Source organism: Nocardia sp. NPDC004278 (assembly GCF_053602975.1).
This window is the reverse complement of sequence record NZ_JBSGEQ010000033.1, coordinates 29,138-42,865: the sequence shown is the minus strand read 5'-3', so window position 1 is coordinate 42,865 and position 13,728 is coordinate 29,138. Positions and strand designations below refer to the sequence as shown.

Here is a 13,728-nt window from a genome sequence, read left to right as displayed (position 1 = left end):
CGGGTTCCCCATCGCCGCGACCTACGGCGTCTTGCACTAGGCCGGAGCGGTCGGCGCCGGTTGCGGCGCCAAAGCCAGCAGATGTCCGGCCAATTCCCGCGGCATGGTGATCATGCAGTCGTGTCCGGTCGGCAGCACATGCAGCCGCTCCGGTGGCAGGTCGGCGGGCGGCAGGGTGCGCGGCATGGCGGCGCGCATGGCCTTGAAATCCGCGCCGCCCTCGCTGCAGTGCACATGGGTGACCGGAATCGCCTTCAGCGCTTCGGGATTCGTCAGCAGCATGGGCTGCTGAAAGGTCGCCAGCGATTGTGCCGTCTGCATCGAGGCCACCCAGCTGAGATCCGGCTCCTCGGTGACGCCGTAGAGTCCGCCGTCGCCCATCGGCTCGGTCTGCGGTGGTACCCGCCAGCCGTCGCCGTGCGCGTCGGCCGCGGCGGTGAAGGCATCGACCATATCGGGCATGATGTCGGCGACCGCCTCACCGTTGCGTGGGACGAAGGTGTCGATGTAGACGAGTTCGGCAATGCGGTCGGGTACGGCGTCGGCGACGGCGGTCACCACGATGCCCGCATAGCTGTGGCCGACCAGGATGACATCGGTGCGGTCCTCGAAGGTGAGCAGGCCGACCAGATCCTCGACGTGGGTGTCGAGGCCGACCTCGGGAGTCAGCTGGTCGGCGCGGTCGCCGAGGCCGACCAGGGATGGCGCGAATACGCGGTGTCCGGCGTCCTCGAGCAGTGGTGTCACCCGCTGCCAGACCCAGCCGCCGTGGAATGCCCCGTGGACGAGCAGATATGTCGACACGATCAGTTCTCCCTGAATTTCGATAGGGCGGTGACGGTTCCGGCGATGGCGGCCGCCGGTGGCACCGGCTCGGGCCGAATGCCGAGTCCGATCACGCGGGCCACCAGCCGCGGCAGGCGGGGAAAGCGGCGCAGCAGGCGCACGAGCACGGGTTTATCGGTGCCCGGCCGCCCCGCGTTCGGATACAGATCTGATAACAGCCGCAGTTGCGCGAATTGGACTACGCGCATGGGGAATTCGCGTCTGCGCTGCACGGCGCGCAACCGGGCGAGGCTCGGTCGGGCACCCGTGCTCAGCGTGGGTGCGAGCAGGCGGGCGGCCGCGATGGCATCCTGTACAGCGAGATTGATGCCGACCCCGCCCGCGGGCGACATGGCATGGGCCGCGTCGCCGATCGCGAGCAGACCAGGCCGATACCAGCGGCGCAGCCGATCCACCCGTACGTCAAGGGGTTTCACATCGTCCCAGGTGCGAATTTCCGCCGCCAGCTGGGTGGTCAGGCTGGGATAGATCGCGGCGAGTCCGGCTCGGAATTCGGGGAGTCCGCCCGCCTCGACGGTCACGAATCCGCCCTTCGGGATCATGTACGCGACCTGGAGGTAGTCGCCGCGGTCGATGCAGACGATGAAGAACCCCTTGCCGCTGCGCACGGTGGGCAGCCGTTCGCCGTCGGGTTTGCCGACGCGGAACCACAGCACGTCCATCGGGGCGGCACTGGCGGCGACGTCCAGTAGGCCGCGCACGATCGAATTGCGTCCGTCCGCCGCGATCACCAGCTGGGCCCGCACCTCGAGGGCACCGTCCGGTGTGCTGGCCCGTGCGCCGACCACCGTACCGTCCTCGTGGATCAGCTCGGTGACCTCGGCCTGCTGGATGAGCCGGAAGCCCGGATACCGCCTGCCCGCCTCGGCGAGGAAGTTCAGCACATCCCACTGCGGCATGAACGCCACGAACGGGAAGCCACCCGGCAGCGTGCGGAAGTCGGCGAAGATCACCGGACCGCTCGCGGTGGCCATCGGCAGCTGCGGCAGTTCGACGTGCGGTAGCGCGAGGAATTCCGTCGCGAGCCCCAACTCGTCCATGGCCCGCAGTGTGGACGGATGCACGGTGTCGCCGCGGAAGTCCCGCAGGAAGTCCGGATGTTTTTCCAGCACGAGCACTTTGACGCCGGAGCGGGCCAGCAGCAGACCGGCCATCAGCCCGGCCGGTCCGCCGCCGACCACGCAGACCTGCACCGATTCGGTTGTCACGCCAGACATGTCGGCACCTGCCCGTGGTTGTAGACGATCATCTCGTCGAAGATCGACAGCACGTCGAGGGGTTCGCCGATCGGACCGCCCGCCAATTCCGCATCGGCGCGGTACAGATTGCCGACGATCCGTTCCTCATCGACCAGGTCGGCGAATTCGCCGTGATCGGCCTCGAGCGCGATGGCCAACGGGGTGAGGCCGAGCGAGCGTCCCTCGGCGGCGAGTTCCTGCACCCACCGCAGGTACCGCAGTGTCCGGTCGAAGATTTCGGGTCCGGTGACCGGACCGTGTCCGGACACCACGGTCCGCGCACCCAATGCGGCAAGTCTGCTGATCGCGGTGATCGATCCGCTGACCGATCCCATGAGGCAGAACGGCGCGGCACCCGACATCACCAGATCTCCGGCGAAGAGCACCTTCTCCTCGGGCAGCCACGCCACCACATCGTTGGTGGTGTGTGCGGCCGGTCCGAGGTGGATGAGCTCGACGCGGCGTTCGCCGATATGCAGGGTGATCCGGCTGCTGAAGGTGATGCTCGGCAGCGTGACACGCACGTCGCCCCATTGCACCTGGGGCCACAGTTGGGTCAGGGCGAGTCCGGTTTCGATCATCTCCGGCCGGATCCGGTCGTGGCCGACGACGACCGCGGCGGGGCCGAAGAGGTGATTGCCGAAATTGTGGTCGCCGTGGTGGTGGGTGTTGACAATCGTTCTGGCGGGGCCGATATCGAGTCCGTCGACGAATTCGACGAGCGCGCGGGTGCGCCCCTCGGTCGCCAGCGTATCGATCACCACTGCCCCGTCCGGACCGGCCAGTACACCCGCATTGCTGACACACCAGCCGCCTCGGTGGTGGGTGTACGCGTAGACCCGATCGGCGATTTCGCGCACCACGGGGTCACCGGCCACCTGCGGTGGTTCGATGGCCGTCATGTCGGTGACTCCACGGTCTCGGCATACCTTACGGCGCACCGCAGGGTATTGCGGCTGTTGGTCGATAGCGCTTCGGTGAGATAGGCGCGTGCGTCGGCGAGATCGGTGGTGGCCCCGAGGATTTCGCGGGCGGCGGTCGGATTGATCGCCACGGTGTGCCGAGCGGTCACCACCGCGCCATCGGGACCGTCGGTGAATTCCCATGCGCCGCTGTGCCCGAAGAGCATGGTCGGTGGCAGCAGCTGTTTGTAGTCGATGCGCTCATTGGACGAGCAGACGCGCACCGATTTGGTGGTGTGCGGGATACCACCCTCGGTCACGGTATCCATCTCCATCAGCTGCACGCCCTGGGCGTCCTCGGTGAGCTCGATCCGCCCGACATGCGGGACGTGTTCGGGCCAGCGCTCGCTGTGGTAGACGAAGTCGTATGCCTCGGCCGCCGAAATATCCAGCGTGACAGTGTCTTCAAAGGTGTGCACGACATCCTCGACCGGATGGCCGAGCTCCGCTATGCGCGCCAGCGCGGCCAGTTCGGTTTCGCTATTGCGATCCACCGCGCCCGCGACCACATTCCGGTCGGCCCCGTCCACCACCGTGAAGCGATGGTCGAGGGTTACCTTCGTGGTGTCGGAGTCGATTTCGCGGATCGACCAGCTACCGCCCATGGACGTGATCGGCGCCTGGCTGCGCTCCTGTTCGAAGACGATGCGCCGCTGCGCCGCATCGAGCACCCGGCGGGAGGTCCAGTTCTTCACCTCGCCATTGACGGTGGCCCACAACCGGAACCGCTCGTCATCGGGTCCGCGGTGCAGATGGCGCACCAGTACGCTCGGCGCGAAGATCACCGGCCACTTGGTCACATCGGCCACCAGGGCGTAGACGATCTCGGGCGGCGCCTGCACCACCCTGCTGTGGCTCATCACCTCGATATTCATGCCGCACCCGGCACCTGACTGTTGACGATATCGACCAGCTCCTGTGGCGTCTTGACATCGATGAGCTGCTCCTCTGGAATCGTCACGCCGAAATCGCGTTGGATCCGGGAGGCCGTCTCGATGAGCGCCAGGGAGTCGTAGCCGAGCTGTTCGAAGTCGACGCCGGCGATATCGCCGGCGAGCTCGGCGATGTCCTCGCCGCCCGCGCATTCCACGAGGATCCGGCGTAATTCGGTGATGGTCATGGTCATGATCGGCTCCCTAGATATTCGAATCAGTCGGTGACGGCGCGTACGACGACCGCGGAGTTGAAACCCCAACGGCCACGCGCCAGGACGAGGGCGCCGCCGACGCTGGCGGGCCGGGGTGCGCCGAGAACCAGGTCGATCCGGTAGTCCTCGGCGAGGGTGGTGGTGTGGGCGGTTGGCGGGATCACCGAATCGCGGATGGCCAGCAGCGCGGTCACGATGTCGAGCGGGCCCGCACCCGAGAACAGTCGTCCTGTCAGCGGTTTCGTCGCCGTGACCGGGACTGTGCCGGCCCCGAAGACGGCTTCGATGGTGGCCGCCTCGTCTCGATCGCGGTCGGGCACGCCCGCCGCGTCCGCGAATACGACATCGATGTCCTCCGGCCCGACACCGGCATCGGCGAGTGCGAGCTCGGCCGCTCGGCGCAGACCCGAGGGCCTTGCGGAGTCCGGGGGCGGATCGAATGTCGATGCGTATCCGGCGATTTCGCCGTGCACCTTCGGCACCCCACGGGTTCGGGCCGCCGCCGCATCCTCGACCACCAGCATCGCCCCGCCCTCACCGGGCACATATCCCGACGCCTCGACATCGAAGGGCAGGTAGGCGCGCTCCGGTGCGTCCGAGGTGCTGACCGCACCGCTGGCCAGATGTGCCGCCCAGCCCCAGGGATCCAGCGCCGAGTCGACCCCGCCGGTGACCACCAGCGGGGTACCGCGACGCACCGTGCGCCTGGCGTGTCCGACCGCGTCCAATCCGCCCGCCTGTTCGGCGACCAGCGCGCTGCTCGGTCCGCGCATACCGTGCCGGATCGAGATCTGCCCGGTGTTCACCGCGTAGAACCAGGCGAACGATTCGTAGACGCTCACATGTTCGGAACCGCGCGACCACAGCTTATTGAACTCGCGGTGGGTGAATTCGAAACCGCCGGAGGCATTTCCGGTGACCACGCCCATGTCGTAGTCGGTCAGTGCCGCGGTATCGACCTTGGCATCGTCCAGCGCCCACTGCGCGGCGACCAGCGCCATCCGGGTGGAAATATCGGTCTGCGGCAGCAATCGACTCGGCAGATGTTCGCCCGCGTCGAAATCGGCAACCTGCCCCGCCAATCGCGCGCTGCTGCGGCTCGCGTCGAACCGCGTGAGTGGCGCGATACCGCCGCGACCGTCCAGTACCGCATCCCAGAACCGTTCGACGCCAAGGCCGTTCGGCGCGAGCACACCCATTCCGGTTACCAGGATCATGCCGCCACCTCCTGCGGTTTGCGCAATACCATCGCGCTCTGGAAGCCGCCGAATCCACTGCCGACGGTGAGTACGGTGTCCATCCGGTGATCGCGCGCGGTGAGCGGCACATAGTCCAGATCGCACTCGGGATCGGCCTCGTGCAGATTGGCCGTCGGCGGCACCACCTGGTATTCCAGGGCCAGCAGTGAGGCGGCGATCTCGACCGAGCCGATCGCACCGAGCGAATGCCCGACCATCGACTTGATCGAGCTCATCGGTGTCGCATAGGCGTGCTGGCCGAGACTGCGCTTGACCGCGGCGGTTTCGTGCCGATCGTTCTGTCGGGTGCCCGAACCGTGTGCGTTGATGTAGTCCACGCCGGTGGGGTCGATGCGCGACTCGTCGAGTGCGACGCGGATCGCCTCGGCCATTTCCCGCCCATCGGCCTTGAGGCCGGTCATGTGGTAGGCGTTGCAGCGTGTTGCGTATCCGGTGATCTCGGCGTAGATGTGTGCGCCGCGTTTGCGCGCGCTCTCGTACTCCTCCAGCACGAACATCGCGGCGCCCTCGGCGAGTACGAAGCCGTTGCGCGAATTGTCGAACGGGCGCGAGGCGTGTTCGGCGTCGTCATTGCGCGAGGTGGTCGCCTTGATCGCGTCGAAGCAGGCCACCACGATCGGCGTGATCGGGGTATCCGCGGCCCCGGCCAGCATGACATCGGCCGAACCCTCGCGGATCAATTGCACCGCGTGGCCGACCGAATCCAGTCCGGATGTGCAGCCGTTGGAGACCATGGCGACCGGGCCCTCGGCACCGACACTCCAGGCCACCTCGGCGGGCATCACGCTGGGCACCATGTAGTCGAACATGTGTGGGGACAGATAGGTCTGGTCGACCAGCCAGTTCTTACCGGAGTCCGACAGCACCAGGTACTCCTGTTCGAGGCTGGTGGCGGCGGCCACCGCGCTGCCGAGGCTGACGCCGAGCCGGTGCGGGTCGAGCGATCCGATATCAATGCCGCTATCGGCCACCGCTTCCCGTCCGCACACCACGGCGAATTGCACCGCCCGGTCCATGCGGCGAATCTCCCTCGGCGAGAGGCCCTCCCGAATCGGGTCGAAGTCGGCTTCGCCAGCCACCTGGGATCGGTACGGTGTCGGGTCGAAGAATGAAATCCGGCGGGTGGCGGTGCGTCCTTCGGACAGCAGTTTCCAGAACTCGTCCTTACCGGAACCGCCGGGCGCGCGGACACCGAGTCCGGTGACGACAACGCGGCGGCTCATTCCGCACCACCGGATGCGTTGGGGTTCATGGCGTTATCTCCCTTCGATCGTGTACTCGAGCATCGAAGGCGGTCCTCGAACCTGACTCGAGTGCCGGAGTCGAGTTGTTCTCGAGCGGGCGCGCGCAGGCTGTGGGTCACACCTTCCTCGAGCACAGGAGATACGCGTGATGAAGTCAGCACTCGGCTCGGACGGCGCCGCGGACTGGGTGCTCTGCCCGGCCTGTCTGATTCCGCTGTACGGCAAGCGGTTCGCCCGCGACCTCGGCGTCTGCGGTGAATGCGGCAGACATACCCCGATCACCGCCGAGCAGCGCATCGTCCAGCTCGCCGACGAGGGCCGTTACCAACCCCTCGCCGTCATCCCCACCGACGACGACCCGCTGACCTTCACCGACACCAAGCCCTATCCGGACCGGCTCGCCGCCGCGCGGGCACGCACCGGCATGCACGATGCGGTGTTGTGTGCGCTCGCGGAGATCGAGGGCAATCCGGTGATCGTCGCGGCAATGGATTTCCGCTTCCTCGGCGGCAGTTTGGGCACCGCGGTCGGGGAAATGATCACTGCTGCCGCGGAAACTGCACTCGCCGAACGGATTCCGCTGCTCATCGTGACCGCTTCCGGTGGGGCGCGGATGCAGGAGGGGCCGCTATCGCTGATGCAGATGGCGAAGACCAGTGCGGCGCTGGAACAGTTGGACCGCGCCGGAATCCTCACCATCACCCTGATCACCGATCCGACCTACGGCGGTGTCGCGGCCTCGTTCGCGACGCTGTCGGATGTGCTGATCGCCGAGCCGGGTGCACGGCTGGGCTTCGCGGGCCGCCGCGTGATCGAGCAGACCATCCGCCAGGAGTTGCCGCCGAGGTTCCAGACCGCCGAATTCCTGTTGGAGCGTGGCCTTATCGATATGATCGTGCCGCGCGCGGGTCTGCGGCAGGCGTTGGGTTCCCTGCTGCGAGTCGCCGGTCCGGTCGACCAGACCGGCGATGCGGTCACCGAACTCGATGCAGGGACCATCACCGATCCGTCCCGGATGCCAGACAGCGATCCCTGGGCGCAGGTCCGGCGTGCGCGGACGCCGAGCAGGCCGACCGCGCTCGATTACTTCGCCCTCGCCTTCGACGGCTTCCACGAGTTGCGGGGGGATCGGATTTCCGGGGACTGCCCCGCCATTGTCGGTGGCATCGCGTGGCTGGGTGCACAGCCGGTCGTGGTGATCGGGCACCAGAAGGGCCATGAGCCGAAGGAGATGATGGCCCGCAACTTCGGCATGCCGACACCGGCAGGTTACCGAAAGTCCGCGCGGCTCATGCGTTTTGCCGAAAAGCTCGGGCTGCCGGTGATCACCCTGATCGACACTCCCGGGGCCTATCCCGGTGCGGCTGCCGAAGAGCAGGGGCAGGCCGTGGTGATCGCGGAGAATATCCGGCTGATGTCGGCGCTGCGGGTGCCCGTGATCAGTGTGGTGATCGGTGAGGGCGGTAGCGGTGGTGCGCTGGCACTCGGCGTCGCCAACCGGGTGCTGATGTTCGCGAACGGCACGTACTCGGTGATCAGCCCGGAAGGCTGCGCGGCCATCGTATGGAACGATCCCGCCGCCGCACCGAAAGCCGCTGCCGCGCTGTCACTTACGGCCAGTGATCTGCTGCGGCTCGGCGTCGTCGACGCGGTCTTGCCCGAACCGGGCGATGATGTCGGCACCGCACCGCTGGCGGCGGCGAATCAGCTGCACCGGGCGCTGACCGCGAGTCTGCGGGAGCTGACCGGGCGCAGCGGTGCGGACCTCGCGGCCGAGCGGCGGGCGCGATTCCGCCGATTCGGTGCACGGCAGCAGGTTCCGGTCCGTTCGGTGGCGTAAGAGAGTGCGAGACACCATGTTCGACAAGATTCTGATCGCCAATCGCGGCGAGATCGCGCTGCGGGTCGCGCGCACCTGCCGGGAGCTGGGTGTGCGCACCGTCGCGGTGCACTCGGTCGCCGATGCCGAGTCGGCGGTGGTGCGCTTCGCCGATGAATCGGTGCAGATCGGGCCGGCGGCGGCCAAGCGGAGCTACCTCAATGCCGCGGCGGTGCTGGCCGCCGCCGAGCTGACCGGAGCCGATGCCATCCATCCCGGATACGGATTCCTCTCGGAGTCACCGGATTTCGCGGATGCCTGCCGTGCGGCGGCGGTCACGTTGATCGGTCCACCCGCCGATGTCATGGCCCAACTCGGTGATAAGCAGTCGGCGCGCACGCTGATGGCCAAGGCGGGCTTGCCGCTGCTGCCGGGCAGTCTCGATCCGCTCGAACCCGATGCGGCGCACGCGCTCGCCGATTCGATCGGCTATCCGGTGATCATCAAGGCGGCCGCTGGTGGCGGCGGGCGCGGCATGCAGGTGGTGCGTGAGAGTGCGGCGTTTCCACACGCCTACCAGCAGACCCGGGCGACCGCGCGAATGTTGTTCGGCGACAGTCGAGTCTATCTGGAGAAGTACCTCGAGGGCGCCCGGCATGTCGAGATCCAGGTGCTGTGCGACGGCTACGGCAACGGTGTGCACCTTGGGGAGCGCGACTGCTCGGTACAGCGCAGACATCAGAAGCTCATCGAGGAATCGCCCGCGCCCCGGCTGCCGGACGGGCTCGCGGCGCGGATGGGCAAATCCGCAGTGGACGGGGTGCTGGAAGCGGGCTATGTCGGTGCCGGAACCGTGGAATTTCTGGTGGATCGCCAAGGGAATTACTATTTTATGGAGGTCAACTGCCGAATTCAGGTCGAACATCCGGTCACCGAAATGGTTACCGGTATCGATTTGATCGCCGAGCAGATCCGGATCGCGGCCGGGCAACCGCTCGGCATCGCCCAGCAGGATATTTCCCTGCGCGGCGCGGCAATTGAATGCCGGATCAATGCCGAGGACCCGTCGGCCGAATTCGCACCGGCTCCCGGAATTGTGGCGGAATTCACACCGCCGGGCGGTCCTTTCGTGCGCGTGGATACGCATGTGCACGCCGGTTATTCGATTCCGCCGCACTATGACTCGCTGCTGGCGAAACTCATCGTCTGGGCGCCGGACCGGGACCGGGCGCTCGCGCGCATGCGGCGGGCGCTGGCCGAATTCCGGATTTCGGGCGCACGGGTGCAGACGACCCGGGATTTTCTGTACGAGGTGCTCGATCATCCGGCCATGCGGTCGGCGACGCATTCGACCGCGCTGGTGGACGAGTTGTTGCGGGACGGTTAGGCGGGTTTTGCTCGCGCCGAGCGGAATTCGGGGGAGTACCAACCGATGAGATATCCGGCGTGGCGGCTGTTGAGCATGGCACTCACCGATACGTCGGAGGCGGCAAGGATGTCCTGATGCAACTTCTGCAGCTTCTGGCACGGGTCGAGGCCGAGTTCGCGCTGCATCGACCTACTGAACTGCTGGTAGGAGGCCAGCGCGCGGGCGCGCTGGCCCGAACGGCACAGTGCGAACATGTAATACGCCTGCAGCCGCTCGTGCAGTGGGTGCTGCACGGTGAGTCGGGCCAGGTCGGGGCAGACTTCGCGATAGCGGCCGAGCCGCAGCTCGGCCTCGACGCGCAGTTCGATATTGGTCAGCCGCAGGTGATCCAGATGCGAGATCTCCGCTGCGAGTGGCATCCCGCCCTCCACATCGACCAGCGCCGGACCGCTCCACAGCGCCTCCGCGGCGGTGAACAGGTCGACCGCTCGGTAGTCGTCGCCGGTCTTGGCGGCACAGCGGGCGGCCTCGGACATAGTTTGGTAATCACGCAAATCGAACAGGCAGTCCTTGACGTCGAACGAATAGCCCTTGCTGCGGGTGCGCAGAAAACGTTCGGCCACTTCGGCCTGTCCGATGCCGAGTTGTTCGGCCATCTTCTTGCGAATTCCGAGCACGTAGGTCTGTACGACGGTGACGGCGCTGCGCGGTGGATCGTTGTTCCACAGCTCTTCGACCAGGGTGGTGACCGGAACGACGGTATCGTGCCGGACGAGAAGTAATGCGAGTAGTTGGCGTTGCTTTTGCGCGGTTGGCGTTGCGTTGTGATTATTGAGAGCAAGCGTCAATGGACCTAACACACGAGCGCACACTGGATACTTCACTTGGAGTTCTCCTACGGGCGTAATCCCCCCGACCGATGTGAGGTTCTCGAAATCCCACCTCGCTGTAGGCAAGGTCAACAGTAGCGAAAATTGCATCTCGAGTCGATGAAACTTGAGTTATATCGGAGTTAATTAGGTTCCAGATGCGCGTCAATTCTCCTACGTCGCAAGGAGATTCAGGCACGCACGAATTCGTAGGATGACCTCTGTGTGACGGGTTGTTCCTCCGGTCGTTTCCGGATGGCACGAGTGGGTGCGATCGTCCCCGGCGTGGCGGTCATCTGAGCTCAGGGCCCTTGCAGGCCGGCTCCGTCACAGGTGGCCCCTGAACTTGCAGTTTATGAAAAATTGCAGTTTGTGCTACTTTGGCGGACATGTCCAAGGCGAATCGCGACGAGCGACCGATCGGGTTGCGGGAGCAGAAGAAGCGCCAGACCCTGCTCGACCTCTGTATGGCCGCGCGGCGGCTGGCGGTCGAGCGGGGGCTCGACGCCACCACCGTCGAGGACATCGCCAGAGCGGTCGGGGTTTCCCCGCGCACGTTCTTCAACTACTACGAAACGAAGATGGACGCGGTTGTCGGACCGGTCGACGAGATCGGCACACCGGAGCTGCGTGCGGAGTTCATCGCTGGCGGACCGAGCGGTGTGCTGATGGACGATCTCACCTGGTTGTTCGCCCACGGATTCGAATCCGAAACCGTTGTGCGCGAGGGTATCTCGCTGGTAGCCGAGCTCATCAAGACCGAGCCACGGGTGGTCGCGGCCTTCGTCGCCTCGGGTGCTCGACTGGAGAGCGTCATCGGCGAACTCCTCTCGGCACGGCTCGGCGCCGGCCTGTCACCCGAATTCGTCGGTCTGGCAGCGGGATTCATGACGACTATCACCACGAGGGCGGCCATGTCCTCGGCAAATGATCCGACCGTATCGCTGGCGGCAGCGGTACACGAACACGGTGCGATGGCCGCCCGGCTGTTCGAGCAGCCGGGCGGCAGGAGAAGGAGAGGTAAGCAATGACCGTCACGGCTGAATCGCCGCCCGTGCCAATTGTGTTGACCCAGAGACGAATCTGGCTCATCTTCGGAGCGTTGATCGCAGGGATGTTCCTGGCCAGCCTGGACCAGACGATCGTCGGTACCGCCATGCCGACCATCGTCGGCGACCTCGGCGGCATCTCCCATATGGCCTGGACCGCGACGTCCTATCTGCTCGCGACGACCATCATGATGCCGATCTACGGCAAATTCGGTGACCTGTTCGGCCGTCGCTGGCCGTTCCTGTTCGCCATCACCATCTTCACGGTCGCCTCCATCGGCGCCGCGGCGTCGACGAGTTTCTGGGAGTTCATCACCTTCCGTGGCCTGCAGGGTGTCGGCGGCGGTGGTCTGATGATCCTGGCCCAGGCCATCATCGCCGATGTGGTGCCCGCCAAGGACCGTGGCAAATATATGGCCCCGATGGGCGCGGTCTTCGGCATCACGTCGGTCGCCGGTCCGCTGCTGGGCGGCTTCTTCGCCGATCATCTCGGCTGGCGCTGGTGCTTCTGGATCAATGTGCCCATCGGTATCGCCGCGCTGTTCATCGCGTTCCGCTACCTGAGTATTCCGAGCCACCGGCCCAAGACCCGGCCCGACTACCTCGGTGTTGTGTTGATGTCGGCGGCGACCACGCTGCTGATCCTGATCACCGACTGGGGTGGCAAGCAATACGCTTGGGGCTCAACAGTTATGGTTACGATGATCGCCGCGTTCATCGCCGTGGTCGCGGCCTTCGTGCTCGTGGAGGCGCGCGCCGAGGAGCCGATGCTCCCGCTCTGGTTGTTCCGCAACCGCACTTTCGTGCTGACCTCCGCGATCGGCTTCCTGGTCGGCCTGGTGATGTTCGCTGCCCTGGCCTTCATTCCCACCTATCTCCAGATGGCGACGGGCGCTTCGGCTTCGGTATCGGGTCTGCTGCTGATCCCGATGATGGTCGGCCTGATGATCGCGCTGATGGCCTCGATGACCATGGTCACCAAAACCGGCCGCTACAAGGCGTATCCGCCCCTCGGCGCGGCGCTGATCATCGTGGATATGCTGTGGTTGACCCGCCTGGACGCCGACACTGCGATGTGGGTCGTCTCCGCAATGTTGTTCGTCATGGGCGCCGGCCTCGGCCTGATCATGCAGATCATCGTGCTGGTCGTGCAGAATGCGGTGACCCCCAACCAGATCGGCACCGCGACCAGCGCCAACAACTACTTCCGCGAAATGGGCGGTGCACTGGGCGTAGCCATCTTCGGCTCGATCTTCACCAACCGGCTGACCGAAGGTCTCACCGACGTCTTCATCTCCCACGGCCCCGAAGCCGCTGCGGCGAAACTGGATCCGGGCGGCCTGGTTCCCTCGGTCGTCAAACACCTCCCCGACGTGCTGCACGACGCCATCGTCGGCGCGTACGTGGACGCCTTGGTCCCCGGCTTCTGGTACCTGATCCCGGGCGCGGCGATCGCCTTCGTGCTCGCACTGTTCATCCCACAGCTGAAACTCTCCGACGAGGCGGGCATGGTTGCGCGCGGTGAGGCGGTGATGGCGCAGGACGCGGCTGGCGAGCCGGAGCCGGAGCTGGTTTCCGAACGCTGAGGCGGTGGCAGCCGAAAGATGAAGCGCTGACCGGGCGATCGATGGCCCGGTCAACGCTTCGATCGGGCGACCTCGGGGAAGCGGGTCCGGAGCTGGTCCAGGCATCGGCGCACTTCGCGCAGTTCCCGAATGAGCAGTCGGGATTCGGTTGTCGCCCTTGGACTGCCACGTCTGGTCAGTCTCTTGTCGATTGTGGCGGTCAGTGATTCGGCCTCGGCGGTGAGGAGGTCGTAGAACACACGTGCCTGTGCCACATCGGATTCGTCGCGCACCAGCTGCTCGTATCAGGCGATCGGCATCCCAGGAGGCCGGGTGTGTCGCCTGTTGTGCAGGTTCTCGT

13 protein-coding genes are annotated in these 13,728 nt (G+C 65.9%); 4 read left to right on the top strand and 9 right to left on the bottom strand.

All coding sequences use genetic code 11. The features are described 5' to 3' along the window. Positions 1-36: 36 nt before the first annotated feature. The 7 genes from ACWEO2_RS35125 to ACWEO2_RS35095 are packed head-to-tail and all read right to left on the bottom strand — an operon-like array spanning position 37 to position 6,675. On the bottom strand, positions 37-804 hold the full coding sequence (locus ACWEO2_RS35125) for an alpha/beta fold hydrolase (RefSeq protein WP_452409300.1): 768 nt from the start codon (positions 802-804) through the stop codon (positions 37-39). Between the two features lie 2 nt (positions 805-806). Further along, positions 807-2,063 (bottom strand): FAD-dependent oxidoreductase, encoded by a 1,257-nt coding sequence (locus ACWEO2_RS35120; protein ID WP_452409299.1) that lies wholly within the window; start codon positions 2,061-2,063, stop codon positions 807-809. Next, positions 2,051-2,986 carry an MBL fold metallo-hydrolase gene (locus tag ACWEO2_RS35115; protein ID WP_452409298.1) on the bottom strand — a complete coding sequence of 312 codons (936 nt, stop codon included), beginning with the start codon at positions 2,984-2,986 and terminating at the stop codon, positions 2,051-2,053. Before ACWEO2_RS35115 ends, ACWEO2_RS35120 begins: the two co-directional genes overlap by 13 nt. Beyond that, positions 2,983-3,921, bottom strand: a complete 939-nt coding sequence (locus ACWEO2_RS35110) for an aromatase/cyclase (protein ID WP_452409297.1) — start codon at positions 3,919-3,921, stop codon at positions 2,983-2,985. The genes ACWEO2_RS35115 and ACWEO2_RS35110 overlap by 4 nt, the downstream gene beginning before the upstream one ends. Continuing rightward, positions 3,918-4,172 (bottom strand): acyl carrier protein, encoded by a 255-nt coding sequence (locus tag ACWEO2_RS35105; RefSeq protein ID WP_452409296.1) that lies wholly within the window; start codon positions 4,170-4,172, stop codon positions 3,918-3,920. Before ACWEO2_RS35105 ends, ACWEO2_RS35110 begins: the two co-directional genes overlap by 4 nt. Positions 4,173-4,195: 23 nt before the next feature. Further along, complete coding sequence (locus tag ACWEO2_RS35100) at positions 4,196-5,410, bottom strand: ketosynthase chain-length factor (RefSeq protein ID WP_452409295.1); 1,215 nt, start codon at positions 5,408-5,410, stop codon at positions 4,196-4,198. Continuing rightward, the gene (locus tag ACWEO2_RS35095) at positions 5,407-6,675 is read right to left on the bottom strand and encodes a beta-ketoacyl-[acyl-carrier-protein] synthase family protein (protein WP_452409294.1); all 1,269 of its coding nucleotides are present in this window, start codon (positions 6,673-6,675) and stop codon (positions 5,407-5,409) included. The genes ACWEO2_RS35100 and ACWEO2_RS35095 overlap by 4 nt, the downstream gene beginning before the upstream one ends. 169 nt (positions 6,676-6,844) lie before the next feature. On the opposite strand from ACWEO2_RS35095, the gene accA reads away from it, so the two are divergent. Beyond that, positions 6,845-8,536 (top strand): acetyl-CoA carboxylase carboxyl transferase subunit alpha, encoded by a 1,692-nt coding sequence (gene accA, locus ACWEO2_RS35090; protein WP_452409334.1) that lies wholly within the window; start codon positions 6,845-6,847, stop codon positions 8,534-8,536. A gap of 16 nt (positions 8,537-8,552) precedes the next feature. After that, positions 8,553-9,902, top strand: a complete 1,350-nt coding sequence (accC, locus tag ACWEO2_RS35085; RefSeq protein WP_452409293.1) for an acetyl-CoA carboxylase biotin carboxylase subunit — start codon at positions 8,553-8,555, stop codon at positions 9,900-9,902. Here the strand turns inward: accC and ACWEO2_RS35080 are convergent. Next, positions 9,899-10,768 carry an AfsR/SARP family transcriptional regulator gene (locus ACWEO2_RS35080; protein ID WP_452409292.1) on the bottom strand — a complete coding sequence of 290 codons (870 nt, stop codon included), beginning with the start codon at positions 10,766-10,768 and terminating at the stop codon, positions 9,899-9,901. The two genes, accC and ACWEO2_RS35080, sit on opposite strands and share 4 nt — an antisense overlap. A 374-nt stretch (positions 10,769-11,142) precedes the next feature. On the opposite strand from ACWEO2_RS35080, the gene ACWEO2_RS35075 reads away from it, so the two are divergent. Together ACWEO2_RS35075 and ACWEO2_RS35070 are read left to right on the top strand one after the other, a co-directional pair. Continuing rightward, complete coding sequence (locus ACWEO2_RS35075; RefSeq protein ID WP_452409291.1) at positions 11,143-11,784, top strand: TetR/AcrR family transcriptional regulator; 642 nt, start codon at positions 11,143-11,145, stop codon at positions 11,782-11,784. Further along, a complete protein-coding gene (locus ACWEO2_RS35070; RefSeq protein WP_452409290.1) occupies positions 11,781-13,388 on the top strand; it encodes an MDR family MFS transporter in 1,608 nt (535 codons plus the stop codon). The genes ACWEO2_RS35075 and ACWEO2_RS35070 overlap by 4 nt, the downstream gene beginning before the upstream one ends. A 50-nt stretch (positions 13,389-13,438) precedes the next feature. Here ACWEO2_RS35070 and ACWEO2_RS35065 read toward each other — a convergent pair whose 3' ends face one another. After that, positions 13,439-13,660, bottom strand: coding sequence for a hypothetical protein (locus tag ACWEO2_RS35065; protein ID WP_452409289.1), 222 nt, complete (start codon positions 13,658-13,660; stop codon positions 13,439-13,441). Positions 13,661-13,728: the final 68 nt, after the last annotated feature.

Excerpts from the sequence above, each read along its gene's own strand:
- ACWEO2_RS35070 (WP_452409290.1), top strand. The coding sequence starts at position 11,781 with ATGACCGTCACGGCTGAATCGCCGCCCGTGCCAATTGTGTTGACCCAG.
- ACWEO2_RS35095 (WP_452409294.1), bottom strand. The coding sequence starts at position 6,675 with ATGAGCCGCCGCGTTGTCGTCACCGGACTCGGTGTCCGCGCGCCCGGC.
- ACWEO2_RS35105 (WP_452409296.1), bottom strand. The coding sequence starts at position 4,172 with ATGACCATGACCATCACCGAATTACGCCGGATCCTCGTGGAATGCGCG.
- accA (WP_452409334.1), top strand. The coding sequence starts at position 6,845 with ATGAAGTCAGCACTCGGCTCGGACGGCGCCGCGGACTGGGTGCTCTGC.
- ACWEO2_RS35120 (WP_452409299.1), bottom strand. The coding sequence starts at position 2,063 with ATGTCTGGCGTGACAACCGAATCGGTGCAGGTCTGCGTGGTCGGCGGC.
- ACWEO2_RS35110 (WP_452409297.1), bottom strand. The coding sequence starts at position 3,921 with ATGAATATCGAGGTGATGAGCCACAGCAGGGTGGTGCAGGCGCCGCCC.
- ACWEO2_RS35100 (WP_452409295.1), bottom strand. The coding sequence starts at position 5,410 with ATGATCCTGGTAACCGGAATGGGTGTGCTCGCGCCGAACGGCCTTGGC.
- ACWEO2_RS35075 (WP_452409291.1), top strand. The coding sequence starts at position 11,143 with ATGTCCAAGGCGAATCGCGACGAGCGACCGATCGGGTTGCGGGAGCAG.
- accC (WP_452409293.1), top strand. The coding sequence starts at position 8,553 with ATGTTCGACAAGATTCTGATCGCCAATCGCGGCGAGATCGCGCTGCGG.
- ACWEO2_RS35115 (WP_452409298.1), bottom strand. The coding sequence starts at position 2,986 with ATGACGGCCATCGAACCACCGCAGGTGGCCGGTGACCCCGTGGTGCGC.